Annotated in this window: 23 protein-coding genes, 1 pseudogene and 2 other annotated features; of the genes and pseudogenes, 16 read left to right on the top strand and 8 right to left on the bottom strand. The window is 39.9% G+C overall.

Translation table 11 applies throughout. The features are described from left to right. Positions 1-43 precede the first annotated feature (43 nt). The 4 genes from recO to EGC82_RS16800 all read left to right on the top strand — a co-directional run bounded on the left by recO (position 44) and on the right by EGC82_RS16800 (position 2,621). Positions 44-757 carry a DNA repair protein RecO gene (recO, locus tag EGC82_RS16815; RefSeq protein ID WP_164839235.1) on the top strand — a complete coding sequence of 238 codons (714 nt, stop codon included), beginning with the start codon at positions 44-46 and terminating at the stop codon, positions 755-757. A gap of 111 nt (positions 758-868) precedes the next feature. Next, positions 869-1,606: a pyridoxine 5'-phosphate synthase gene (gene pdxJ, locus EGC82_RS16810; RefSeq protein WP_124731774.1), complete on the top strand. Its 738-nt coding sequence runs from the start codon at positions 869-871 to the stop codon at positions 1,604-1,606. Continuing rightward, positions 1,606-1,986 carry a holo-ACP synthase gene (acpS, locus tag EGC82_RS16805; RefSeq protein ID WP_124731773.1) on the top strand — a complete coding sequence of 127 codons (381 nt, stop codon included), beginning with the start codon at positions 1,606-1,608 and terminating at the stop codon, positions 1,984-1,986. The genes pdxJ and acpS overlap by 1 nt, the downstream gene beginning before the upstream one ends. 113 nt (positions 1,987-2,099) lie before the next feature. Continuing rightward, entirely contained in the window at positions 2,100-2,621 is a 522-nt protein-coding gene (locus EGC82_RS16800; protein WP_124731772.1) for an Mpo1 family 2-hydroxy fatty acid dioxygenase, read from the top strand. A 48-nt stretch (positions 2,622-2,669) separates the two neighbouring features. On the opposite strand, the pseudogene EGC82_RS16795 reads toward EGC82_RS16800, so the two are convergent. From EGC82_RS16795 to EGC82_RS16785, 3 genes and pseudogenes are all read right to left on the bottom strand, one after another. Further along, positions 2,670-3,991 (bottom strand): annotated as a pseudogene (locus EGC82_RS16795) (IS4 family transposase). A gap of 135 nt (positions 3,992-4,126) precedes the next feature. Continuing rightward, positions 4,127-5,407: an HlyC/CorC family transporter gene (locus EGC82_RS16790; protein ID WP_124731771.1), complete on the bottom strand. Its 1,281-nt coding sequence runs from the start codon at positions 5,405-5,407 to the stop codon at positions 4,127-4,129. A 153-nt stretch (positions 5,408-5,560) separates the two neighbouring features. Continuing rightward, complete coding sequence (locus EGC82_RS16785) at positions 5,561-6,349, bottom strand: cytochrome C assembly family protein (protein WP_124731770.1); 789 nt, start codon at positions 6,347-6,349, stop codon at positions 5,561-5,563. Between the two features lie 283 nt (positions 6,350-6,632). On the opposite strand from EGC82_RS16785, the gene ffh reads away from it, so the two are divergent. From ffh to EGC82_RS16745, 8 genes are all read left to right on the top strand, one after another. Continuing rightward, a complete protein-coding gene (gene ffh / locus EGC82_RS16780; protein ID WP_124731769.1) occupies positions 6,633-8,006 on the top strand; it encodes a signal recognition particle protein in 1,374 nt (457 codons plus the stop codon). 229 nt (positions 8,007-8,235) lie between these two features. Continuing rightward, positions 8,236-8,487 (top strand): 30S ribosomal protein S16, encoded by a 252-nt coding sequence (gene rpsP, locus EGC82_RS16775; RefSeq protein ID WP_101034542.1) that lies wholly within the window; start codon positions 8,236-8,238, stop codon positions 8,485-8,487. A gap of 21 nt (positions 8,488-8,508) precedes the next feature. Next, positions 8,509-9,039, top strand: coding sequence for a ribosome maturation factor RimM (gene rimM / locus EGC82_RS16770; RefSeq protein ID WP_124731768.1), 531 nt, complete (start codon positions 8,509-8,511; stop codon positions 9,037-9,039). Positions 9,040-9,054: 15 nt separating this feature from the next. Then, complete coding sequence (gene trmD / locus EGC82_RS16765; RefSeq protein WP_124731767.1) at positions 9,055-9,801, top strand: tRNA (guanosine(37)-N1)-methyltransferase TrmD; 747 nt, start codon at positions 9,055-9,057, stop codon at positions 9,799-9,801. Between the two features lie 33 nt (positions 9,802-9,834). Next, the gene (gene rplS / locus EGC82_RS16760) at positions 9,835-10,188 is read left to right on the top strand and encodes a 50S ribosomal protein L19 (protein WP_124731766.1); all 354 of its coding nucleotides are present in this window, start codon (positions 9,835-9,837) and stop codon (positions 10,186-10,188) included. 364 nt (positions 10,189-10,552) lie between these two features. Next, the gene (locus EGC82_RS16755; protein ID WP_124731765.1) at positions 10,553-11,644 is read left to right on the top strand and encodes a 3-deoxy-7-phosphoheptulonate synthase; all 1,092 of its coding nucleotides are present in this window, start codon (positions 10,553-10,555) and stop codon (positions 11,642-11,644) included. Positions 11,645-11,655: 11 nt separating this feature from the next. Further along, positions 11,656-12,795, top strand: coding sequence for a bifunctional chorismate mutase/prephenate dehydrogenase (gene tyrA / locus EGC82_RS16750; RefSeq protein ID WP_124731764.1), 1,140 nt, complete (start codon positions 11,656-11,658; stop codon positions 12,793-12,795). Positions 12,796-12,926: 131 nt separating this feature from the next. Further along, positions 12,927-13,271 carry a hypothetical protein gene (locus EGC82_RS16745; protein WP_124731763.1) on the top strand — a complete coding sequence of 115 codons (345 nt, stop codon included), beginning with the start codon at positions 12,927-12,929 and terminating at the stop codon, positions 13,269-13,271. Positions 13,272-13,668: 397 nt separating this feature from the next. Here the strand turns inward: EGC82_RS16745 and EGC82_RS16740 are convergent, their stop codons facing one another. Beyond that, positions 13,669-15,615 (bottom strand): chorismate mutase, encoded by a 1,947-nt coding sequence (locus tag EGC82_RS16740; protein WP_124731762.1) that lies wholly within the window; start codon positions 15,613-15,615, stop codon positions 13,669-13,671. A 58-nt stretch (positions 15,616-15,673) separates the two neighbouring features. Further along, positions 15,674-15,795 (bottom strand) — a sequence feature (Phe leader region). A gap of 124 nt (positions 15,796-15,919) precedes the next feature. Further along, the gene (gene hpf / locus EGC82_RS16735) at positions 15,920-16,273 is read right to left on the bottom strand and encodes a ribosome hibernation-promoting factor, HPF/YfiA family (protein ID WP_124731761.1); all 354 of its coding nucleotides are present in this window, start codon (positions 16,271-16,273) and stop codon (positions 15,920-15,922) included. Positions 16,274-16,669: 396 nt separating this feature from the next. On the opposite strand from hpf, the gene EGC82_RS16730 reads away from it, so the two are divergent. Further along, positions 16,670-17,335 (top strand): cytochrome b/b6 domain-containing protein, encoded by a 666-nt coding sequence (locus tag EGC82_RS16730; protein ID WP_124731760.1) that lies wholly within the window; start codon positions 16,670-16,672, stop codon positions 17,333-17,335. Positions 17,336-17,458: 123 nt separating this feature from the next. Here the strand turns inward: EGC82_RS16730 and EGC82_RS16725 are convergent, their stop codons facing one another. Further along, a complete protein-coding gene (locus EGC82_RS16725) occupies positions 17,459-17,908 on the bottom strand; it encodes a c-type cytochrome (RefSeq protein ID WP_124731759.1) in 450 nt (149 codons plus the stop codon). A gap of 266 nt (positions 17,909-18,174) precedes the next feature. Here EGC82_RS16725 and trpR point away from each other — a divergent pair, with 266 nt between their 5' ends. Continuing rightward, on the top strand, positions 18,175-18,456 hold the full coding sequence (gene trpR, locus EGC82_RS16720; protein WP_124731758.1) for a trp operon repressor: 282 nt from the start codon (positions 18,175-18,177) through the stop codon (positions 18,454-18,456). A 303-nt stretch (positions 18,457-18,759) separates the two neighbouring features. On the opposite strand, the gene EGC82_RS16715 is transcribed toward trpR, so the two are convergent. Then, positions 18,760-19,137, bottom strand: a complete 378-nt coding sequence (locus tag EGC82_RS16715; protein ID WP_124731757.1) for a hypothetical protein — start codon at positions 19,135-19,137, stop codon at positions 18,760-18,762. A gap of 257 nt (positions 19,138-19,394) precedes the next feature. Beyond that, entirely contained in the window at positions 19,395-19,961 is a 567-nt protein-coding gene (gene slyD, locus EGC82_RS16710; protein WP_124731756.1) for a peptidylprolyl isomerase, read from the bottom strand. A 545-nt stretch (positions 19,962-20,506) separates the two neighbouring features. Beyond that, positions 20,507-20,624 (top strand) — a sequence feature (Thr leader region). Between the two features lie 61 nt (positions 20,625-20,685). Between slyD and thrA the strand changes: the two genes are divergently transcribed. Further along, positions 20,686-23,151, top strand: a complete 2,466-nt coding sequence (gene thrA, locus EGC82_RS16705) for a bifunctional aspartate kinase/homoserine dehydrogenase I (protein WP_124731755.1) — start codon at positions 20,686-20,688, stop codon at positions 23,149-23,151. Further along, positions 23,148-24,107 carry a homoserine kinase gene (gene thrB, locus EGC82_RS16700; RefSeq protein WP_164839153.1) on the top strand — a complete coding sequence of 320 codons (960 nt, stop codon included), beginning with the start codon at positions 23,148-23,150 and terminating at the stop codon, positions 24,105-24,107. The genes thrA and thrB overlap by 4 nt, the downstream gene beginning before the upstream one ends. Positions 24,108-24,137 lie beyond the last annotated feature (30 nt).

The raw sequence follows: 24,137 nt of genomic DNA, 5'->3' as shown, positions 1-24,137 counted from the left end.
CGTCTTTAGTTTTATTGATTATTAAGTTATAGGCATGGCCACTATGAAACGTGGCTATGTGCTTCATCATCGACAATTTCGCGAATCGAGCGTGATTGTAAATTTGCTAATAGAGGGCGTTGGGCGTGTTGATGCCATTACCCGAGTCGGTTCAGGTAAACGTTCTATTAAAAGTATCTTACAACCTTTTCAACCTCTTATTATCCAATTTAGTGCCAAATCGGAAGCAAAAAATCTAGGGTTAAAAAATATTACTCAGATTGAATCTGCTGCGCCAGCGATGCCACTAAGCGCGAATAGTCTTTATTCAGGTTTTTATTTAAACGAGTTATTGGTTCGTCTATTATCAGTTGAACACCAAGCCGAAGGACTCTTTTTAGACTATCACCGTGCGTTACTCGCACTAGCTAAACAGTTTTGCTCAAGTCATCTGCGTTATTTCGAAATGGCACTGTTATTAGAGTTAGGTGCATTTCCATCGCTTGCTTATGATACTCAAGGTGATTTACTTGACAGCGGTTGTCATTATCGCTTTATTGCTGATGGTGGTTTTATTCCTGTGGCAACTAATCAAGATCCCTCTTTTACTCATGGTAAAGGCTGTTTATCTGGCTCAATGTTGCTCGCATTGGCAGCGCAAAACTTACAACCGGAACAGTTTAACCAAGCCAAAGGATTAATGCGTTATTTGCTAACGCCATTACTGGGTAATAAACCGTTGTTAAGTCGGCTGTTATTTACCAAAAAAGCAGATTAGTACAAAGAATCTCTTAGATTAAATTGGTGAACCAAGCACGATTTAATTCGTACCAACTTTGGTAAACATAAGTCATTATTGTACGTTATTCATTACATTAAGGAGCTCGATGTGAGCGGAATACTATTAGGCATTAACATCGATCATATCGCGACATTGCGCCAAGCTCGCGGTACCCACTATCCAGATCCAGTGCATGCAGCAGCAGTAGCAGAACATGCTGGTGCCGATGGCATTACTATACATCTTCGCGAAGACCGTCGTCATATTCAAGACCGCGATGTGTATTTGTTAGCAAAAACATTGAAGACAAGAATGAACTTTGAGTTTGCGGTAACTGAAGAAATGATTGCTATTGCCTGTGATATTAAACCAGCCTATGCGTGTTTAGTTCCTGAAAAGCGTGAAGAGCTAACCACCGAAGGTGGTCTTGATGTTGCAGGTCAGTTAGAGAAGATCCGTTCAGCGGTCACTCGTTTGGCTGCACAAGGTATTAAAGTGTCATTGTTTATTGATGCTGATAGAACACAAATAGATGCAGCTGTTTTGTCTGGTGCACCCTACATAGAGATCCATACCGGTTGTTATGCTGATGCTAGTACTGATGCTAAACAGGCAGACGAATTAGCGCGAATTACCGAGATGGCAAAATATGCCCACAGTAAAGGCTTAGTGGTAAATGCTGGACACGGTTTGCATTACCACAATGTTAAACCTATTGCCGCTATTCCTGAGCTTTATGAGCTTAATATTGGTCATGCTGTGATTGCTCGAGCTGCTATTGATGGTTTAGACACCGCAGTTAGAGATATGAAGGAGCTCATGCTGGCCGGCCGTAGAGGCGAATAATGGCAATTGTTGGTATCGGTACTGATATTGTAGAGATTGCCCGCATCAGCGAGCAGAGGGAGCGTCTAGGTGACAGATTAGCTAGGCGAGTGTTGACTGAGCCCGAACTTGCTACTTACTTGCAATCAAAACAGCCCGAGCGTTTTTTAGCTAAACGTTTTGCCGCCAAAGAAGCCGCCGCCAAAGCTTTAGGCACAGGAATAGGAAGAGGCGTGTCGTTCCAACATATTCATATCGACAATGATGAAAATGGAGCACCATTGGTTAGTTTTACCGATGGAGCACTGGCTAGGCTTAAACAACTAAGCGGTAGCCGAGGGTTTATTAGTATTGCCGATGAAAAGCATTATGCTGTCGCTACTGTGGTGTTAGAGAGCTAAAATGAATGAATGGGATATTTATTAAAGGCGCATTAGCGCCTTTTTTTGTGGCCTTTTAAAATAAGCTCAAATGGAGTAAATTAACAAGATAACAACAATTAAAGAGACGTAAAATGAAATCGGCAGTAGAACAGCTTTCAACGTATAAAAGCGTGCATTTGAACCCACAGAATATTAAGGCACATTTTGTTGGTGTTCCGATGATTATTTGGTCGGCATTTTTAATGTTGGGGACACTTCGTTTTGCATGGCACGATTATCAAGTCAGTGCAGCGATGATATTAACGGTTGTAGTGTTAGGTTACTACATGGCTCTTCATATACGCTTAGCACTTGGTTTAGTATTGTTTATTGTGCCTGTGTTATATACATCTGAACGAGTTGTTCACAGTGCCCATCCGTTTATAATTGCCATCAGTATTTTTGTTATCGGCTGGATTATTCAGTTTATTGGTCATCAATATGAAAAGGCTAAACCGGCTTTTATGGATGACTTAAATCAATTACTGATAGGGCCATTCTTTTTAATGGCGGAATTATATTTTATGTTGGGTCTAGAAAATAAATTAGCGGCAGAAATAACCCCAATAGCACGTGAAAAACGTCGGGCATTAGAAGCTAAGCGTCGCCCTTAGCGATGGCAGATTTATTGCAATAAAAAGGCGAAAAATGCGTAATGCCGTTCACTTAAGGTGAGCGGCATTTTTTCTTTTTGCCACAGGACACTTGTTTTTACTGACTTTTAAGCACCTTGGATAACTTCTTTCTCGTTTTTCCTCCAACTTAAACTTGTTTGGCATTTCTCTCTATATCTAAAATGAATTTGGGAACATTGCCTGGGGCATATAACGGCATATGGGTGAGTTTATTAATAATATAATATGAGATGAAGCATCTCGAAAACGGAGCTGATTTGGAAATACGCTTTTAAGCAATTTCGCCATTAATATCATTTTATAACGGATTAAATTATAAGCTAATAATAACCCCCATAACTCCTGGTGTATCAGCTCTGGAAGGTTGCTTCTCAGCGTAAATCGAGTTTCTAGCATATATTGTTTCATTTCTCGATAACCCAGCTCTATCTCCCAGCGATGGGCATATAAATCAATAATCTCAGCACTCGGATAGGCCATAGGATCAAGCATTGAGCTAAGGACACTAACCTGTTTACCTTTTATCTGACAAGTGGTTAATCTGGCTTCGATTGTGAAGGGAAAATCAGGACGTTTCTTTCTCGATTGAGGCGTTGTACTTAGCCTGACAAGCTTATCGTGTTTACCTAAACTGCGGATTTCTTCATATTGAGTGCCTTTTTTTAATGGCAATAACCAATGTGTATTCTCGCCTTTAGAGCGCCAATCATGTAATAACCCCAGTGAATAAAACCCCTTGTCAAATAAGGTCAAACTGTTGTCAGGCACACGTTTGATAAGCTTAGCCGCTAAGTTCATGCCACACTGTCAAATGCACTATCAACCAGTAAATGACTACTCAACTCCATCATACAAACCATTCGAACTTTAGGGTAACCAGACTCACTTGCTTTGTTTGCTGTGCGCGCAAAAGCTGCGCTATTTTCTTTCGTTTCAGGTGTTCGCCATACCACGCCATCAACGTCAAAGAGGTTCAAACCACACCAATGAGGATGCTCAGCACGTTGATGCCAAGTGGCGGCTGAGCCATGGAATATATCGCGAACCACATTATTCCCCAACTTTTTTCTGGCCTGTGTTACAGCACTTCTCGCGACATAATCAACTTCTTGTGGTAGCACAATATCAAGCTTGTTAATCAATTGTCGAACGGATTCATTGCGAAATAAAGACATACCAATAACAGCCCAAACCATAGCATCCATGGGAATTTTTCGCCGTTTTAATGTGGCAACACCGTTGGCGTCTAGACAAGATTGAATAATATCGGGTTCAAGGACATCAGTAAGGCATGAGAATTCAGTTTGACGGTTAATTGAAGTGCGGGCAAGAGCTTCTGAAAGTTCGATAAAAAAATCCGATAATGTAGATTATCGGATTTTGGCAGACTGAAAAGATCGGTTAAGAGATCGGTTTATTTTTTATAACTTCAGTTCTTAACTGATCGGCATTACGCATAATGCACCTTTTTTGTGAGTAAAAGTCTACTTGTTATCATCAATCAATTCTAAATTACTCGGTAAAACCCTGACTGTTTTAATCATATTATCTGCCACATCGATGACTTCTATTTGATAATCAACTATGCGTAAACTGGTGTTTACCGCAGGAATGTCTTCAAGAAACTCAATGATCAGACCGTTTAAGGTTTTAGGGCCGTCAATTGGTAGGTTCCATTTCATCTCTTTGTTGAGATCACGAATGTTAATCGTAGCATCAATTAAGAAACTGCCATCTAGCTGGATATTAATGTCTTCACTTGCGGTGGTTAGCATTGAGGTCGTAAAGTCACCGACAATTTCTTCCAGAATATCTTCTAAGGTGACTAAACCTTGAATATCACCGTATTCATCTACAACAAGTCCAATACGTTCTTTATTTTGTTGGAAGTTAGTCAATTGTACGTTGAGTGGGGTGCCTTCAGGAATAAAATATAATTCTTTGACCGCGCGTAATAATGACGACTTGCTGAACTGCTCTTTTGATTGTAAACGCAATGCGTCACGCAAATGTATAAAACCAACGGCGTCATCAATATTATCGCGATACACTAATACTCGAGTGTGTGGGCTGTGGACCACTTGCTTATTAATTAATTTAAAATCGTCATTGACGTTAATAGCATAAATATCTGATCGCGAAATCATAATGTCTTCGACAGTGACTTTTTCTAAATCTAAAATCGATAACAGCATTTCTTGGTGACGTTGTGGGATCAACGCTCCCGCCTCATGTACCACAGTACGCAGTTCTTCTTGGCTTAAGGCATCACTAGTTTTGACGGTTTTAATTCCCATCAAGCGTAAAAACATTGAGGTAATTAAGTTAATCGCTTTCACTAACGGTGATAGTAATATTAATAACCAGCCTAATAAAATACTTGAAGGGAATGCAATTCGTTCAGGATGCAAGGCAGCAAACGTTTTTGGCGTCACTTCTGCAAAAACCAGTACCACAATGGTCAGTACACCTGTAGCAATAGCCACACCCATATCACCAAACAAACGCATACCAATAATAGTTGCAATTGCGGATGCAAGAATATTAACCAGATTGTTACCAATGAGAATTAAGCCAATAAGTCGATCCGGGCGGTCGAGTAACTTTAAGGCACGTTGGGCACCTTTATGGTCATTGGATGCAAGATGTCTTAAGCGGTATCGATTGAGGCTCATCATCGCGGTTTCTGAACCCGAAAAATAAGCAGAAATCACAATTAAAACCAAAAGAAAAATAAGGAGTGCGCTGGTAGATATAGCGTCCAAAAAAGGGGCCCCATGAAGTGATGTGAAATTGACCAACAGGTCAAATTGTCATAAATTTAACGGCCATTATTTATTATTGACCGTTAGTGTCAAGTTATCTTGTTTATTTTTCAACAGGATATCATTATCTATTGAGCATAGGCATTGTTAAAATTAGTTTAATATCAATTCTTTAACAACTCTTGCGCCAAAATAAGCCAGAGAAAGTAAACCAGCACCAGATAAGCTGTAAATCACTGCAGTACGGATTCTACAGCCAACAGTATATTGTTGCCACAACATAATCGCGTAAACTATCCACGCTATTATTGATAATATGGCTTTATGCCCTTTACCATCACCGAACATATCATCTAAAAAAACGAACCCGGTTACCAGTGACAGGCTTAGTAAAATAAAGCCAATAATAATGAGGTGATAAAGCTGTTTCTCAACCGTCATTAAGGGGGGCATAGCAGGGCTCATCATCATCTGCTTTTTCTTAAGCTTATTCTGAATAAACAGCAGTTGAATGGCATACATTGCCGCTATCATCAAGGCGCTATATGCCATGAGTGATAAAACAACATGAGCAAGTAGTTCTGGGTGTATTTCAAAATGAGTGATGAATTGTGGCGGCAGTAACCATAATAGGGCCACCGATAAAATTGAGCATGCATAAACCACAGGCACAACAATAATGACTTTAAGTCGAGGCATTGTAATGGTAAATGTTAATGCAATAATCCAGTTAACCAATGAAATCACGTTGGTTAAACTAAAGTTTTGTCCATCAACGGTAAAAATTGCATTCGAAAGTGCAAACCCATGCATGATAACGGCCAGACTGGAAGCTACCATAACGGCTTTACGATTAGGCCCTTTTACGTGAAAAAGTCGGCTCGTCACCAATACCAATGCTAAACAATAAAAAAGCATGGCTGCCGCTGAAAAAATAACCATTGAGAATCAACCTGTCATAGTAGTTAATGCTGAAAAACTGCGCTGTTAGTAATGAACAATACTATTAAAGCATCACCTTTTCATTATTTGTATTAGATTAACATGATCACGGTCTAATATGGCAGTGACCTAAGGCTCAAAATTTAACAGTTTCATGGCTTTTTCGACAATTAATTTACGCAATATTGATGAGTGTTTCAGTTCTTCGTGTTGCAAGTATCGTAATTTAGAGTGGCTTGGGTATAATGGACCCAATTATCGATATGTTTAAAAGAGCCACTCAATGTTTGAAAATTTATCTGACAGACTTTCACGTACACTAAAAAATATTAGTGGCCGTGGTCGCTTAACAGAAGACAACATTAAAGAAACCCTGCGTGAAGTGCGTATGGCGCTGCTTGAAGCGGATGTGGCTTTACCTGTTGTTAGAGATTTTGTTAACAGTGTAAAAGAACGCGCTGTGGGTCAAGAGGTATCAAAAAGCTTAAGCCCAGGGCAAGCTTTTATCAAAATTGTTCAAAATGAACTTGAGAAAGCCATGGGCGAGGCGAATGAAGCCCTCGATTTAGCGGCGGTTCCTCCTGCTGTTATCATGATGGCGGGTCTTCAAGGTGCAGGTAAAACAACATCAGTAGCTAAATTAGGTAAGTTTTTACGCACTCGCCATAAAAAGTCTGTACTTGTTGTCAGTGCTGACGTTTATCGTCCTGCAGCAATAAAGCAACTTGAAACATTAGCTGCCGAAGTAGAAGTTGAGTTTTTTCCATCTGATGTAAGCCAAAAACCGGTTGATATTGCTAAAGCAGCAATAAGCTATGCTAAATTAAAATTCATTGATGTGGTGATTGTTGATACTGCAGGTCGTCTGCATGTTGATGAAGCCATGATGGATGAGATAAAACAGCTGCACGCAACAGTAAACCCGATTGAGACATTGTTTGTTGTTGATGCCATGACGGGGCAAGATGCTGCTAATACGGCTAAAGCATTTAATGAAGCGTTACCGTTAACCGGTGTTATTTTGACCAAAGTTGACGGTGATGCACGCGGTGGTGCTGCACTGTCTATTCGCAGCATTACCGGTAAACCAATTAAATTTTTAGGTGTTGGTGAAAAAACCGATGCATTAGAGCCTTTCCATCCAGACCGTATTGCGTCGCGCATTTTAGGTATGGGTGATGTATTGTCACTAATAGAAGAAGTTGAACGTGGAGTCGATAAAGACAAAGCGATGAAGCTAGCTTCAAAAGTGAAATCTGGCGGCAGTTTTGACCTAGAAGATTTTCGTGAGCAATTACAGCAAATGAAAAACATGGGCGGAATGATGAACATGCTTGAGAAGCTCCCTGGTGTGGGTCAATTACCACCAGAAGCATTGGCTCAAGTTCAAGATGGTAAAATGACTGGGCAGATGGAAGCCATCATTAACTCTATGACGGCGAAAGAGCGCAAAAATGTTGATCTGATTAAAGGATCGCGTAAACGCAGAATCGCTGTCGGTTCAGGGACTCAAATTCAAGACGTAAATCGCTTGTTGAAGCAATTTACCCAAATGCAGAAAATGATGAAAAAGATGTCCGCAAAAGGCGGAATGAAGAAGATGATGCGCGGAATGAGCGGAATGTTACCTCCCGGAATGAAATTTCCAGGTCGATAATATCAACATCTTTTAAGTGAAAAATTAGTTAATTTTACATTCAATCAGTCGGTTAGGTTATATTTTTGACTTTATTGCAACAAAATGGGTGAGCTAAAAATCATCAGATTTGGTTGCAATAGTTCAAAAGTCAGGTAAAATCTTCCGGCTTTCTTTCTGGGACTCTTCGCGAACACGGAGTTCCAGTTTTTATTTTTGCTTCTAGCAAATCATTAGAGGAATAAAACGCATGGTTACCATTCGTTTAGCTCGTGGCGGCGCAAAAAAGCGTCCATTTTATAATATCGTTGTTGCTGATAGCCGCAATGCTCGTGACGGTCGTTTCATCGAACGTGTAGGTTTTTTCAATCCATTGGCTCGTGGCCAAGAAGAAACTTTACGTTTAGATCTTGATCGTGTTGAGCATTGGGTTGCTACTGGCGCTGCAACATCTGAACGTGTTGCAAAACTGATCAAAGACGCACGTAAAGCTACTGCTTAATCGTGTATAAGGTATAGATAGATGAGTAGTAACCAAGAGCTAGTTGTACTGGGAAAGATAGGCTCCAGTCATGGTATTAAAGGTTGGCTAAAAATCACTTCCTATACCGATTCTGTTGAAGGTATTTTCGATTATTCGCCTTGGCTTATAAAAGAACAAGGCGTTTGGCGTGAAGTTAAGGTTGCTCAGTGGCGTTTTCAAGGTAAAGCTGTTGTGGCTGAACTAGAAGGTGTTGCTACCAGGGAAGATGCGCAAATACTCACAAATTGTGAAATTGCCATTAAGCCTGAGCAAATGAAAGATTTGGATGACAGTGAATTCTATCATCGAGATCTTATCGGCTGCGAAGTGACCAATATAAACGGCTATAACATGGGTATTGTTGAACAGATCGTGGCAACAGGATCAAACGACGTACTATTGATTAAAGCTAATGCCAAAGATGCCTTCGGCAAAGTGGAACGTATGGTCCCCTTTGTCCCTGAGCAGTTCATCAAACAGGTGGATTTGCAAGGGAAGCAGATTTTAGTGGATTGGGATCCTGACTTCTAAGTCGAGGTACAACATATGTGGTTAGGGGTAATAACCCTGTTTCCAGAGATGTTTCGTGCAGTTACAGACTTTGGGGTTACGGGTCGAGCCGTGAAAAACGGCCTGCTTGAGTTGCAAACATGGAATCCTCGAGATTTCACCCATGATAGACATAATACTGTGGACGACCGCCCTTATGGTGGTGGACCTGGTATGTTGATGATGGTGCAACCTTTACGTGATGCTATCCATGCAGCAAAAGCTGCTGCAGGTGATAGGGCAAAAGTGATTTATCTATCTCCTCAGGGGCGTAAGCTGGATCAGCAAGGCGTCTCTGAGTTAGCTAAATCAGAATGTTTGATTTTAGTGTGTGGTCGATACGAAGGTGTTGATGAACGCATTATTCAAACTGAAGTAGATGAAGAATGGTCTATCGGTGATTACGTACTTTCGGGTGGCGAATTACCGGCAATGACATTGATCGATTCAGTGGCTCGTTTAGTACCTGGTGTACTAGGTAAGCTAGCGTCAGCAGAGCAAGACTCTTTCTCTGATGGACTGCTGGATTGTCCTCATTATACACGCCCTGAACAATTGGATGGTCTTGACGTACCCGCAGTGCTGTTAAGTGGTGACCACGAAAAAATTAGACTCTGGCGTTTACAACAAAGTATCGGAAGAACTTTTTTGAGACGGCCAGAATTATTTGAAAATCTAGCTCTGACTGACGAACAATCGACTTTATTAGCGCAGTTCGTGAATGAAACGGACAAGTCCGCATAGTCAACGCTCAGTTATTACTAGGATGGAGTAATTATGAACAACATCATTAAAATGCTCAACGATGAGCAAATGAAAACAGATGTGCCTGATTTTGGTGCTGGTGATACAGTAGTAGTTCAAGTACGTGTTAAAGAAGGTGACAAAGAGCGTCTTCAGGCTTTTGAAGGTTTGGTCATAGCTAAGCGTAACCGTGGTCTGCATTCAGCATTCACAGTTCGTAAAATCTCTAATGGCGAAGGTGTTGAGCGTGCTTTCCAGACGCATAGCCCGTTAATTGCTAGCATCGAAGTTAAGCGTCGCGGTCGTGTTCGTCGTGCTAAACTGTACTATTTACGTGAGCGTTCAGGTAAGTCTGCACGTATCCGTGAAAAATTGGCAACTAAGTAATAGTTACCAATACAGAATAAAGATGCAGTGTTCGCACAACAACCCGCCGAAAGGCGGGTTTTTGTTTGTGTGGCTTTTAAAAATAATAAAGGGATAACAACGGATAAATCGGTAACAACGAGTAGAGCGGTAACAGCAGAAAAGTACAAGAAGCGTATTTGGTTGTTTTTTGTTCAACACCTCTTAGGTTAAGTAATTTTTTACCTTTTGTGTAAATAAGCCTTGCCCTAGAACCTTTGCACAGGCATAGTTGCTTTTAAGATGTAATGGTGTAGCGTTACAAAAATACAGTTTGTTTTGTCTAATACCTAAAAATCAAATCTATTAGTGACCTTTGGTCCGTTGTCAAAAGAGAGTGATAAGTATGCAACAAGATACCATTAATAATGTGCACATTAGTTCAGAACAAGTGCTAGTGACTCCAGCAGAGTTAAAAAAAGAACTTCCATTATCAACTCATGCTTATCAATATATTCTTAACGCACGCAAGCAAGTGTCAGATATTGTTCATAAACGTGATAGTCGTGTGCTTGTGGTAACTGGCCCATGCTCTATTCATGATATTGCCGCAGCAAAAGAGTATGCTTTAAAACTTAAAAAATTACACGACGAGTTAAGTGATGACTTTTACATTTTGATGCGAGTTTACTTTGAAAAGCCTCGTACAACTGTTGGTTGGAAAGGCTTGATCAACGATCCTGATATGGATGAATCCTTTGATGTAGAAAAAGGCCTTCGAATGGCTCGTGAGCTAATGATTTGGCTTGCTGAGCTTGAACTGCCCATTGCAACTGAAGCGCTTGATCCTATAAGTCCACAGTACATGTCCGAGTTGGTTACTTGGTCAGCCATTGGCGCGAGAACCACAGAATCTCAGACTCATCGTGAAATGGCGTCAGGCTTGTCTATGCCTGTTGGTTTTAAAAATGGCACAGATGGCAAATTGGAAGTGGCGATTAATGCACTCAAATCAGCCGCCAGTAGTCATCGCTTTATGGGCATTAACCAAGAGGGGCAAGTGTCATTGCTACAAACTGCGGGTAACCCAGATGGACATATTATTTTACGTGGTGGTTCAACGCCCAATTATGATGCTGATAGTGTTGCTCAGAGTGAAGCTCAAATTCATAAGGCGAAACTGAGTGCACGTCTAGTGATTGATTGCAGTCACGGTAATTCTTCAAAAGATCATCAACGTCAAAGAAACGTTTGTGAAGATGTATTTAACCAAATTGAAGCAGGTAATAAATCCATCATAGGTGTTATGCTTGAAAGTAACCTCAATGAAGGTAACCAGAGCTCAGATAAACCGTTAGCAGAGCTAACATATGGTGTATCTGTTACTGACGCATGCATTGACTGGGAAACTACTGAAACCATTTTAAGACAAGGCGCTAACCAGTTGTCTGCAGTGTTATCAACACGTTTTGAGACACAGCAGGTTGTCAACGGTTAATGGATAAACAGATGAATGAAAAAACCACAGCAGGCTTAGAGCATCTTCGTGATTTAATTGATGGCGTTGATCAGCAATTACTGCATTTATTACGCAAGCGCCTCGACTTAGTCGCACAAGTTGGCGCAGTAAAACACGCTGCTGGTGTACCTATTTATGCACCGCAACGTGAAGCTTCAATGTTAGCAAAGCGCCGAGATGAAGCGACAAATATGAATGTGTCGCCTCAATTAATCGAAGATATTTTGCGACGACTAATGCGTGAATCCTATCTAAATGAGAAAGACGTTGGTTTTAAACAAATTAAACAAGACCTTGGCCATGTAGTTGTGGTTGGTGGACAGGGCAAGTTAGGGCAATTATTTAGCCAAATGCTCGTGCTCTCTGGTTATAAAGTAAAAAGCCTCGATAAAAATGATTGGCAAGATGCAGCGGCTATTTTTGATGGTGCAGGATTAGTGATTGTTACTGTTCCTATCAATGTCACCTGCGAGGTTATCCGCGAAAAATTAACTCAGTTACCTGAACATTGTATTCTCGCGGATCTTACTTCAATTAAAGAAGCGCCTTTAGCGGCAATGTTAGCAGCACATAAAGGCCCTGTAGTGGGTTTACATCCTATGTTTGGCCCCGATGTTGGTAGTCTCGCTAAGCAGGTAGTAGTCGTGTGCCATGGCCGTGATCAAGAGGCATATCAATGGTTACTGCAACAAATTGAGATTTGGGGTGCTCGTATTGTTGAAGCTGAAGCTGAACGTCATGATAAAGCGATGCAACTCGTGCAGGCCATGCGTCACTTTTCAACCTTCGTATATGGGGTGAACTTGTGTAAGGAAGAAGCTGATATTGGTAATTTATTGCAATTTAGCTCACCTATTTATCGTTTAGAGTTAGCCATGGTCGGGCGTTTATTTGCTCAAGATCCCGAACTTTATGCCGATATTATTTTTGCACAGCCTGGTAGCCAGTTGGCTATAAGTGATTATCTCGATAACTACCGTGATGCACTCACAATGTTACAAACAGGTAATAGGCAAGCCTTTGTGGAGCAATTCCAACGTGTGGCTAAATGGTTCGGTGATTTTGCGCCACAGTTCCAACATGAAAGTCGCGCTATGTTACAATCGGTCAATGATATGAAAGCCGATTAACTTTTACATAAAGCATTATTAATGGATCTAAATATTGCGAAATAGTGACACAAAGCTTATGTTTATCTAGCACTATAGTAAAATAATGCCATGTTAGCTCAGTAAACTTAGTTGTATTTGGAGGATACCTTATGTCGATGATGCCATCGAATACGCTGCCTGTTCAACAGGTTGAAGATAATTCCTTAGGGCATTTTCTTTACGGTCTAATGAGTGCTTTCCCATTATTTTTTGTCCCCGTATTGTTGAGTTTATGGTTTAATTTAATTCAGAAAAATATCAATCCAAATTCCGTTTTGGGTAGTCATTTACGTTGGCAACGCATGAGCATAATTGGTTTATGTCCATTTTTTATTGCAGGTTATTGGTTAAGTCCGTTATGGTTAAGTTTACCAATGTACATCCTGGGTGTTAGTTGGTTTAGTTATCGTATTTTTAAAGGTTGGATTAGCCTTAATGATGGTATTGCTGTTTAAGTAAAGATGATGTGCGCTGTAATGGTCTAATAAAAATGCCGAGATAATATCTCGGCATTTTTATTGAGTTTACTTCAAGTCTAGTGAGCAAAATCGATTTAATAATCGCTTCTTATCCTAGGGCCTGTTGATCTTTGCTGGTTGAATTTTGTTCGAGTTAAAAACGTTTTAATCGAGGCGAATGGATTGATGCCTAGTCATCTAAGCAAAATGCATTCAACAAAGAGTAAAACGTTTTTAGCCGAACCCTTCGGGCAGCGTTTGTTGGCCATTTTTACTGTGTTATCGACTTTTTATGTAGAATAACTACACCTCAAAGTCTCTGCCTTGTACAAATGGCCAACAATTCGCTGCAAAAATAACCTTGAAAGATCAACAGGCCCTAATAGAACATGCTTTAATCTGTCTGGTATAAATCGTGGAGTAATTCAGTATGCGAAAATTTATCTTGATGCATAATAATAATACCATCGCCTTTTAGCTGTTTAACTGCAATTGCAGTAGAGTTAAGTAGTGCAGTATTACGGCTAAAACTGGTATTAACGATAATCGGTAAATGACTGCGAGATTTTATTTCAACCAACCCTGCTAAATCGAGGCTTAACTGTTCTGGGTGAGTGAAACTACGCACGCCTGACTCACATAAACCTAGTTGTTGATTTCCTTGGCTAAGGACTGCGTCAGCTGCTTGTAACCAATCATCGATACTAGCCATCGTGTTTCGTTCTAGTAGTACCGGTAAATTGACAGAACCAATTAAGGTTAGCATGTCTGGGTTATACATTTGTTTACCGCTTAATATCAACATATCTGCTAATTGGCTCGCTATGGCAAATTCTTGTTCTTGATCTATTTGCATTATGCATATTAACCCAGCTTGCTCAATGACCTGTGCATGTCGTTTTAACTCTTGTTCATTGAGTTGTTGTTTTAAGTCATTAAGCACAATGGCTTGAAAGCCTGATTCTTTAATAATCTTGGCTCTGGTGGCTAGTTCGGTATTATCTATCGGTAAGTTAATTTGTTGTGATATGCTAAATTGTCCGGCACCTATTTGTAAGTGTTGACAGAATAGGTGAGTATCTTGTGGTTTATAGTCGCGTGAATGTTTAGCTTGGCTGATTGGTAAAGGCTTGATTAGTTCTTGTTTTGAACTATCTGGCTCAATTAATAACTGCGCCTGCGATAATTGTGTTGGTTTAACTGTTTCACAGGGGTAGCAGCCTAAGACTTTAATAAAACGGGTTAGACGCTCTAGCTCTTTAATCGCCTGCTGTACCTCTGTAGTCGCTAAGTTGCCATCAATATCGAGGTAAAACATCTCTTCCCATGGAGTACCAGGGATAGGACGGGATTCTAATTTACTCATATTTAAGTTATGTGCTTTAAGTACGAGTAATGCTTCTACTAATGCTCCTGGTTTTTGTCCTGTTGCCATGATTAAGGTTGTTTTAGCGGGGAGTTGAGCAGGAACAGCAGAGGCTTTTCTGGCTACAACAATAAAACGGCTTTGGTTAATTTTTTGGTTTGCTAAACCTTGTTCCATTGCCATCAGTTGGTATAGCGCTCCACCTTCAGCACTGCCTATCGCAGCTGCCGTGTGGCCGCTTGTTTCGATAACTTTTGTCATGGCCTCAGCACTACTTGAGCAATATTCTAGTTTAATATTTGGGTGCTGGTTTAAATAACGACTACATTGACTGATCGGCTGCGGATGAGCGTAGATAGTTTTGATATCAGTTATCTTGCTGTCTGGTTTAGTGAGTAAGCAATGACTCACTTCAATAGTGGTTTCGCCTACAATCGATAATGTAGTATGTTGCAGTACGTCATACACTTCATTAATCGATCCTGACGAGGTGTTCTCAATTGGTAAAAAGCCATAATCAGCATGGCCAGATTCAACAGCGTTAACGATGTCATCAAAGCTTTTGCAACCAAAATCAAGCATGTCTACTTGGCGTCGTGAACAGTAACGGCTGGCAGCTAAGTATGAATAAGACCCCTTCGCACCTAAATAAGCCACTGTGTATTGTTGTTTTTGAGTCTCTGGATTTGCTCTACCATGAAGGTAAGTCTGTTGAAATAAAACTGAATCTTCAATAATACTTTGGTAAAGAGATATCACAAAGTGAGCATCAAGCCCTTGCTCCCTCCCTTGTAGTACGAGTCTCTCAAGCAGTTCTTTTTCTCTTTGTGTGTCTCGAATGGGTCTAACATTTATTTCTTTGCTGCGTGCAACGTTTAAGCTCAATTGGCGGCGTTTAGATAACAACTCTAATAGCGCTTTATCAAGAGCCGTTATCTGCTCACGAGTTTGACTTAACGCGGGTGGTTTTTGCATATAGACCTCAATGTAACGCTACAAACTGACGTACGAGTACATACAGCAGTGTTTATAAGACAAAAAAGCCTCCCAGTTGGGAGGCTTTAGAATTTTCAATTTCGTTTTTACACAGAAAATCCGCCTCCGGGGGTGGGCTGAGTAAAAAAGAAAATAAAAAAGCTGAATATATTTTTGTTCATGGCTTAAAACTAAAGCTCTGATAGACGACTGTCAATATAAATTTACTCATCTAGGTGTTGGATATTGAAAAGTCGACAAAAGAAAGCGCACCCGAAGGTGCGCTGGTGAGAGATAAATAATATCAAGCGGCGGTTTCCTCCTTATAGACATACTCAAATTCGCTTTCTGTGTCATTGGGTAATGATACGTGGCGTTGAGCCTGGGGTTTATGGGTCAGGCGATTTAGCTGTTTTTCCAGCTTTTGTCCCATTGCAGTAATTGCTGCGTATAGGTTTTCACTTTTTGCCTGGGCGAATAAATCTCCACTAGGTAATCCAACTGATGCCTCTATTTTAAATAACTGCTTTTCTTGAGTGATAATAACGTGTGGGTTAATTAATTGAATATCATGTCGACTTAATTTCTCTAATCGTCCTTCAATACGTTCACGGATAAGGGCAGTGACTTCAAGTTGTTTGCTAGTGATTTTCAGCATATTTAGAACCTTCTTGTTGTTTGCTTAACTCTAGATTACCAAGGTTAACTATAAAAATAGTGATCTAAATCACACTTTTGCTGACTATTAATATTGGGAGCTGCATATTTGATCTCCTAGACGTTTTGGACAAAAAGTGCATAAAAGAGACTTGTAATACTGTGGATATAGGCTCATATTTGATTGGATAAGTTGATGCTAAATTATCTTTTTCGTTACTAATAAGGTGATAAATCGACATTTTACTCCTCCTAAGTAACACAATACTGTAGTTCCCATTCTATCTTTAGGCCAAACATTTTTCCTATTAAGCACATTACTGTTATAGATGTGATTTAATTCGTTTTTGATTCGCTTATAATCAACTCATAAGCAAATTTATATGAGCAGCTATTAATGAGTATAGATCAACATAAAATAAAGGTGTGGGATTTTCCAACCCGTTTATTTCACTGGACCATGGTGTGTTTACTTAGTGGGTTATGGTGGACCGCAGATATAGGTGAAATGCAGTGGCATATGGTATTAGCATATCTATTAATGACTCTGATTGCATTTAGGTTGATTTGGGGGTTTTTCGGTAGCGAGACGTCTAAGTTTAGCGGCTTTTTTGTTTCACCTAAAAAAGTGATTGCTTATGCAAAATCTCATCCCAAACCATTATCACTTGGTCATAATCCTTTAGGTGGTTATATGGTGATTGTGTTGCTCAGTATCCTTGTGTTGCAATTAACAACAGGGTTGTTTACTACTGATGATATTTTTACTGAAGGCCCATTGATGCATCTTGTCTCGTCAGAAACCGCAGGATGGCTAACTTGGCTACATAAAACAAATTTTAATATTATTTTAGCTATGACTGCAGTCCATATCATTGCGGTTGTCGTGCATGTGGTTAAAGGTGACAACATACTCAAAGCGATGTTTAGTGGTTATAAGCAGGTTAATCAGCAATTAAGGTCACCTATTCTACGCTCATCTTGGTTAGCGTTAGTTATTGTGTCTGTTATATTTGCATTTGTTTGGTGGTGGTTGCTTGAACCAGTTGTTAGCTATTTATAAATTAATATGAGTAAAAGCCAATAAAAAAGCCCACATACATGGGCTCTAATCATTTTGACTATAGAACGACTTATTAGTTATAACTAAGTATCAGATATCGAAGTCGCTCGGTGGCTTATAAATTTAGTCTTTTTTGTAAACGTCGTGGCAACCTTTACAGCTTTTACCTGTGTTAGCAAAAGCTTGTTTGATGTTGTTTCGATCGCTTGATTTAGCTGCAACAGCTAATGCTGCTGCATTATCTTGAAATGCCGTCATCTTGCTATCAAAGTCCGCCTTGTCTTGCCAGATCTTTGCTAGCGCTTCGGTATCGCCTTTATCAGAACCGGCAATAAAACCTTCATGTGGTATTTTTGATAGTGCGGCAACATTATCTGCTCTGGCACTAAAAATGGCTGCATCAAAAGGTTTTTTACCTTTTAGCATTGCGCCCATATCACCAAAGTTATAAGCAATTAGGCCAAAAGCTGCTTGGCGGTATTCAATTGCATCAGCAGTTTCTTCGAAGTTATTTGCAAATACAGCTGGGATCATCATTGCGGTTACTGCAACGGTTAGTATTATCTTTTTCATTGTTATCCTTCACTTTTTTGTGGATGGTACCGGTTCCATAAGCACTAATACTCACTTAGTTATGCTAAATATTAAGCTATTATATTAACGTTTGCCGTGTAGCCAAATATTTAGCGTTAAGCTATAGGGTATTAATGTTTATTCTACACAATTTTATTATCATTTTGCGATATGTTTCATTACTTGTTTTTGAGAGCGGCTTTGCAAGTCAGCCTAGTTACTTGATACACTTGTAATGTTTAGGCATTACTAAAAAGAGAAAAACAATGCGTGCCAATTGGAATGTAGTAGTAGAGAAAATATTGACCCATGCAAATGAGGATGATTTGTCTGTGTTGTTTCAATTATTATTAACAGAAGAAGAGCGCAGTGCTGTTTCTGGCCGCTTGCAGGTGTTTCAAACGTTATTAGCAGGGGAGTTGAGCCAAAGACAAATTGCTACAGAACACCAAGTCAGTATTGCAACGATCACGCGGTGTTCTAATTATTTGAAAAATATGCCTATAAATCAAAGAGAGCTAGTTAAGAATTTGATTTTGGACGAGTAATAATTTATTGCTAATTCTTCTTACCTACCTACTTACCTACATAAATGACTCGTGGCGAGTCGCTGCTAAGTCTTTCGCTACAAACATTGTTTATATAGTAATGGTCAATAATATTTTGCCAACAGCCCAATAAGTGATACGCCACTTATTGGGCTGTTTTACATTATAAATGGTGCCGTTCGAACACTCATAAGCTTTAGTTAACCAAGTTTTGAGTTACTTATAATCATAATTAGTCTTTATTAATCAATATGATATTAAGTTAATATGCAATAATTTTGCTTTTTTTAAATAAAAAACAGTTTATTGGCTAATGCTTCGCGGTAGTCTGTGATGACGATAGCTTAAACGCCTTAAAAATAGGTATCCACCATAAGTGGTTAAGCACAATGCAAAAAGTATGCTTGAGTCTCTTGGGTAAAAACGATAGAGACTTACCGCTATTAATACGTAAATAAATGGCATCAAGCCATAGAGAGTTTCAGGTATTAATCCTGATTTTCGCTTACGCTTAGGATCTGTGCGTCGGTTTTTTGAGCGTAAGTTATAGATGTGTGCACCGTAAAAATAGACGACTACAGAAGCGATAAGGGCATAATTAGGGTCAAGCAGAAAAATACTGACACAACCTACAATCATGTAAGTGAAAGGCAGCAATTCGTATAGTGGTTTAATTAACATAAGCACTCCGTCGCTATGTATTAATTTTTATATTGGGAGTCAATTAATTAGCATTGCGGCCCCAAGTTGTCCTTAACGGTAGCTGCAATAAATCTGATTAACTGATGTGATTAATGGGGTAACTATAACCCAAACAAAAAGGCACTGCCTAGTGACTAGACAATGCCTTAGTATATTATCAACCTTTCTACTGACAAATAGACATTAACGCGGACATTAAATAAGATTATTTATCAAATATTTGATTAGTGGATTAATTAACGGCAGCCACAGCCGCCATTGCCGTCACAACCAGGTTTTTCTGTGCCACATGATCCATCATCGTGATCATGGCCGTGAGCATGACTACCACAACCGCCTTCCGCATGGATATGACCATGAGATAGTTCTTCTGCAGTGGCTTCTCTTACAGCAATCACTTCAACACTAAAATGCAATGATTGACCTGCTAACGGGTGATTACCATCAACAACAATGACATCGTCTTTTACTTCAATCACTTGAACTGGGCGTTGGCCCATTTCAGTTTCAGCGATAAAACGCATACCTGGAACAATATCTTCGACATCACCAAATGCACTGACAGGAACTTCTTGCTTTAAGCCAGGATGATATTCGCCATAAGCTTGTTCTGCAGGGATATCAGCTTCTACTTTTTCGCCAGTGGTTTTACCTTCTAAAACTGATTCAAGACCAGGAATTAAATTTTCAGTTCCATGTAAGTAAACCATTGGTTCACTATCAAATGAATTTTCAATAAGTAAACCTTGTTCATCAGATAAGCGGTAATGAATTGTGACCGCCGCATGTTTTGTAATTTTCATATCGCCTCCAAATGTAATGTGTGCATGATACCGTATTTTGCTATCAGGCTGCGATGTCTAACATCAGTTTTTGTTTATTCAATCACAGCTTTTTTCATTTTGTCTTATGCTGCATGTTTTTTCGTGCAGCTGTTGAAAATAACTCAACTTACTTGCCATGCATGTTGATAGGGCTTTAATTAATTTAGGTAATTTATTTGCAGCCAACATATTCCTAGTTTTATATTATCAGTATAAATATAGATTGTTGTTTATATGAGGTTTTATTGTCCATTGCTATTTGGTTGACGTTTACGTTAATGTTGAAAAATGTTAACTATGAACGTTACTAATAGAATTTTTTTGATTTTTATAACCAATTTATTAAAAAAATCAACTCAGATTGGAAAATAACTAATAAATAAACTGTAAGCAGGGGTTGACAAGTTTAGGTAAAAAAAGCAATTCTGTTATCCAACGTGGATCAGCTATTTAATCTGATTAAATGATTTCGGCAGTTAACATTTATTATAACAAAGAGAATCACCGAATGTTTACCCTCATGCTTGTTGTAATTACTACCATTACAACCACCACTATTACCATAGTGGGGGCGGGCTGATTACACCCTAAAAGATTTGCAAAAAAAGCCCGCTTCTAACAACTGAAGCGGGCTTTTTTGTTTTAATTCTGATATTTGATTTTAATTTAATGTTGTCACTATATGAGTGGCAAGGAGAGCAATATGAAAGTAATGAAATTTGGTGGAACATCGCTAGCGAACTGGTCTCGTTTTTCGATGGCGGCAGACATTATTGCTGATACTGCTTCGACAGAATCTGTTGCTACGGTACTTTCTGCTCCTGCAACAGTAACCAATGCGCTGTTAGAAATGGTTGATATCGCTGTTAATCAACAAGACTATCAGCCAGTGTTAGACCATATCAACGGTGTCTTTAGTGGTTTATTTTCTGATGCGAAATCACTTATTACAGCATCTCAACATACATTACTGGTTGAGAAATTAGCTGCGCAAATGCAGGTTTGGAAAGATAAGCTTTATGGCATAAAGTTATTGGGCGAATGCCCAGACAGCGTTCGTGCTGAGCTAGTGGTGACTGGAGAGCGCTTATCTGCAGCATTAATGGAGCAAGTAATGCTAGCAAAAGGCATTACTTCTGCACAATTAGATCCCGTTGCGTTATTTTTAGCTCATGGACAGCCGTTAGAGTCGGTAGTTGATATTGCTGTGAGTAAGCCTCGCTTTACCTTATTGCCGCTTGAACAATACCGAGTCTGGGTTATGCCTGGCTTTACTGCTGCAGATGCTCAGGGCAAAATAGTGACATTAGGTCGCAATGGTTCTGATTATTCGGCTGCGGTACTGGCAGCATGTTTAGATGCCTCAAGTTGCGAAATTTGGACTGACGTTGATGGGGTTTATAACACCGATCCCCGAGTGGTTGCTGATGCTAAATTGTTATCACAGTTAAGCTACCAAGAAGCGATGGAGTTATCTTATTTTGGCGCCAAAGTGTTGCATCCTAAAACTATAGCGCCGATTGCTCAGTATCATATTCCTTGCTACATCAAAAATAGTTTTAATCCATCTGCTCCCGGCACGCTAGTGTCTAATGACGATGATAAAACCGGTTTACAAGTTAAAGCAATTTCAAATCTTGATCACCAAACGATGTTTAACGTATCAGGTCCTGGTATGAAAGGCATGGTTGGTATGGCAAGCCGAACATTAGCGGTTATTTCTCGCAGTGGTATCTCGGTATCGCTCATTACCCAAAGCTCGTCTGAATACAGTATCAGTTTTTGTGTAGCAACTTCAGATGCCAATAAAGCGAAATGGGCATTAGAACAGGAGTTTGAGCTAGAAATTAAGAGTGAATTACTTGAACCGATAGAGTTACGTCATGATCTTTCGATTGTGTCTTTGATCGGCGATGGCATGAAAACCCATAAGGGTGTAGCGGCTAAGTTTTTTACAGCGCTAGCTAAAGCCAGTGTCAATATTGTTGCTATTGCGCAAGGATCATCAGAGCGTTCAATTTCTACTGTTATCCAACAGAAGAAAACTAAACATGCCATTGGCGCGTGCCATCAAGCCTTTTTTGATGTGCAGCAATATGTAGATGTTTTTTTAGTCGGTAGTGGTAATGTTGGTGCCGGTTTATTAGATCAAATTAAACAACAAGGTGCGATGTTAAAAGAACAGCACATCAGTATCCGTGTTTGTGGTATCGCTAATTCGCGCCAAATGTTGTTAAACAGTGAAGGTCTAGAGCTTAATAATTGGCAGTCATTATTAGCCGAGAAAGGTCAATCGTATGATTTAGCCAAGTTACTAGAATGGGGCCAAGAGCAACAATTACTCAATCCTGTGCTAGTTGATTGTACCTCTAGCGAATTAGTCTCAGATCGCTATCTCGATGTGATGAACGCCGGTTTCCATGTAGTGACACCCAACAAAAAGTCCAATACTCGTGATTATGCCTACTACCAAGCCTTGCGTAAAACAGCATTAACTCAGCGTCGTCAATTTTTGTATGAAACTACAGTAGGCGCTGGTTTACCGGTTATCGATAACTTGAAAAAACTCATGTATGCCGGTGATAAGTTACATAAATTTAATGGCATTTTATCTGGGTCGTTATCGTATATTTTTGGTATGTTGGATGAAGGTATGAGCCTTTCTCAGGCGACTTCAATTGCCCGTGATAAGTGTTTTACTGAACCCGATCCTCGTGATGATCTTAGTGGTATGGATGTAGCGCGCAAGGTGTTAATTTTAGCCCGTGAAGTCGGTCTGCCTTTAGAGCTTGATGATATTAATATTGAGTCAGTATTACCTATCGATTTTGATGACTCCGGTGATGTAAATCAATTTATGACTAATCTACCTCTACTAGATGCCAAAATATCTGCTCGAGTTGCAGCGGCGAAAGTTGAAGGCAAAGTATTGCGTTATGTTGGTCAAATTGAAGAAGGGCAATGCCATGTCAGAATTATTGAAGTGGATGCGACCGACCCGCTTTATAGTGTAAAAGGTGGCGAGAATGCCTTAGCATTTTATAGCCGCTATTATCAGCCGATCCCTTTTGTATTAAGAGGCTATGGTGCCGGTACCGATGTTACTGCAGCAGGGGCCTTTGCCGATGTCCTAAGAACCCTAAACTGGACTCGTGAGGTTGGGTTATGAAGCAAATGCTAAAGGTAAGCCAAGGCACTCTTACGGTTTATGCGCCAGCATCAATGGGCAATGTGGGTGTTGGCTTTGACTTATTGGGCGCCGCATTAGCGCCAATCGATGGCTCATTGCTGGGTGATAGAGTGACCATTAGCACTGCTTCTAGCGGCATTGATTATAGCCAAACAGGTGAGTGGGCGCATAAGTTACCAGCAGATGGTAAAGATAATATCGTCTATCAATGTGCGGCGTTTTTTTTAGCAAAATTGCACAGACAAGATGGAGTGACCATTTGTTTAGAAAAGAATCTTCCTGTAGGCAGTGGTTTAGGCTCTAGCGCCAGTTCTGTTGTGGCTGCATTATATGCGTTAAATGAACACTTTGAGCAACCATTTGACCAGCAAACCTTGTTAGGACTGATGGGCGAATTTGAAGGGAAAATATCGGGTAGTGTGCATTATGACAATGTAGCGCCTTGTTATTTAGGGGGGATGCAGCTAATGCTTAATTCTAGTCATAAAGCCTGCGCCGCTATTCCGAGTTTTGATAATTGGTACTGGGTAGTCGCTTACCCCGGTATTTCATTATCTACCGCCCAAATGCGTGCATTATTACCTGAAAAATATGATAAGTCGGTCGCGATTGACTTTGGTCGTTACTTAAGTGCTTTTGTTCACGCAAGTTATCAGCAAGATGCAGTATTAGCGATTGAAATGCTAAAAGATGTATTAGCTGAACCATATCGTGCATCAGCCATTCCTGGTTACACCGATGCTCGTGCAGCATTAACAGCATTGGGCATGCTCACAACAGGTATTTCTGGCAGTGGCCCAACACTGTTTAGCGTGACAGACGATTTAGCCACTGCAGAAAAAGCTAAGGTTTGGTTAATGGAGCATTATATTTCGGAGCAAGGTGGCTTTGCTCATATCTGTAAATTAGATCAACTAGGCACGCGCTGCGTGTAATGTTTACTTTTCGTAATATTTTTTGAAATT

The organism is Shewanella livingstonensis (assembly GCF_003855395.1).
Classification (GTDB): Bacteria; Pseudomonadota; Gammaproteobacteria; order Enterobacterales; family Shewanellaceae; genus Shewanella; species Shewanella livingstonensis.
The sequence above is the reverse complement of the archived record's forward strand: the minus strand, read 5'-3'. Positions and strand labels throughout refer to the sequence as shown.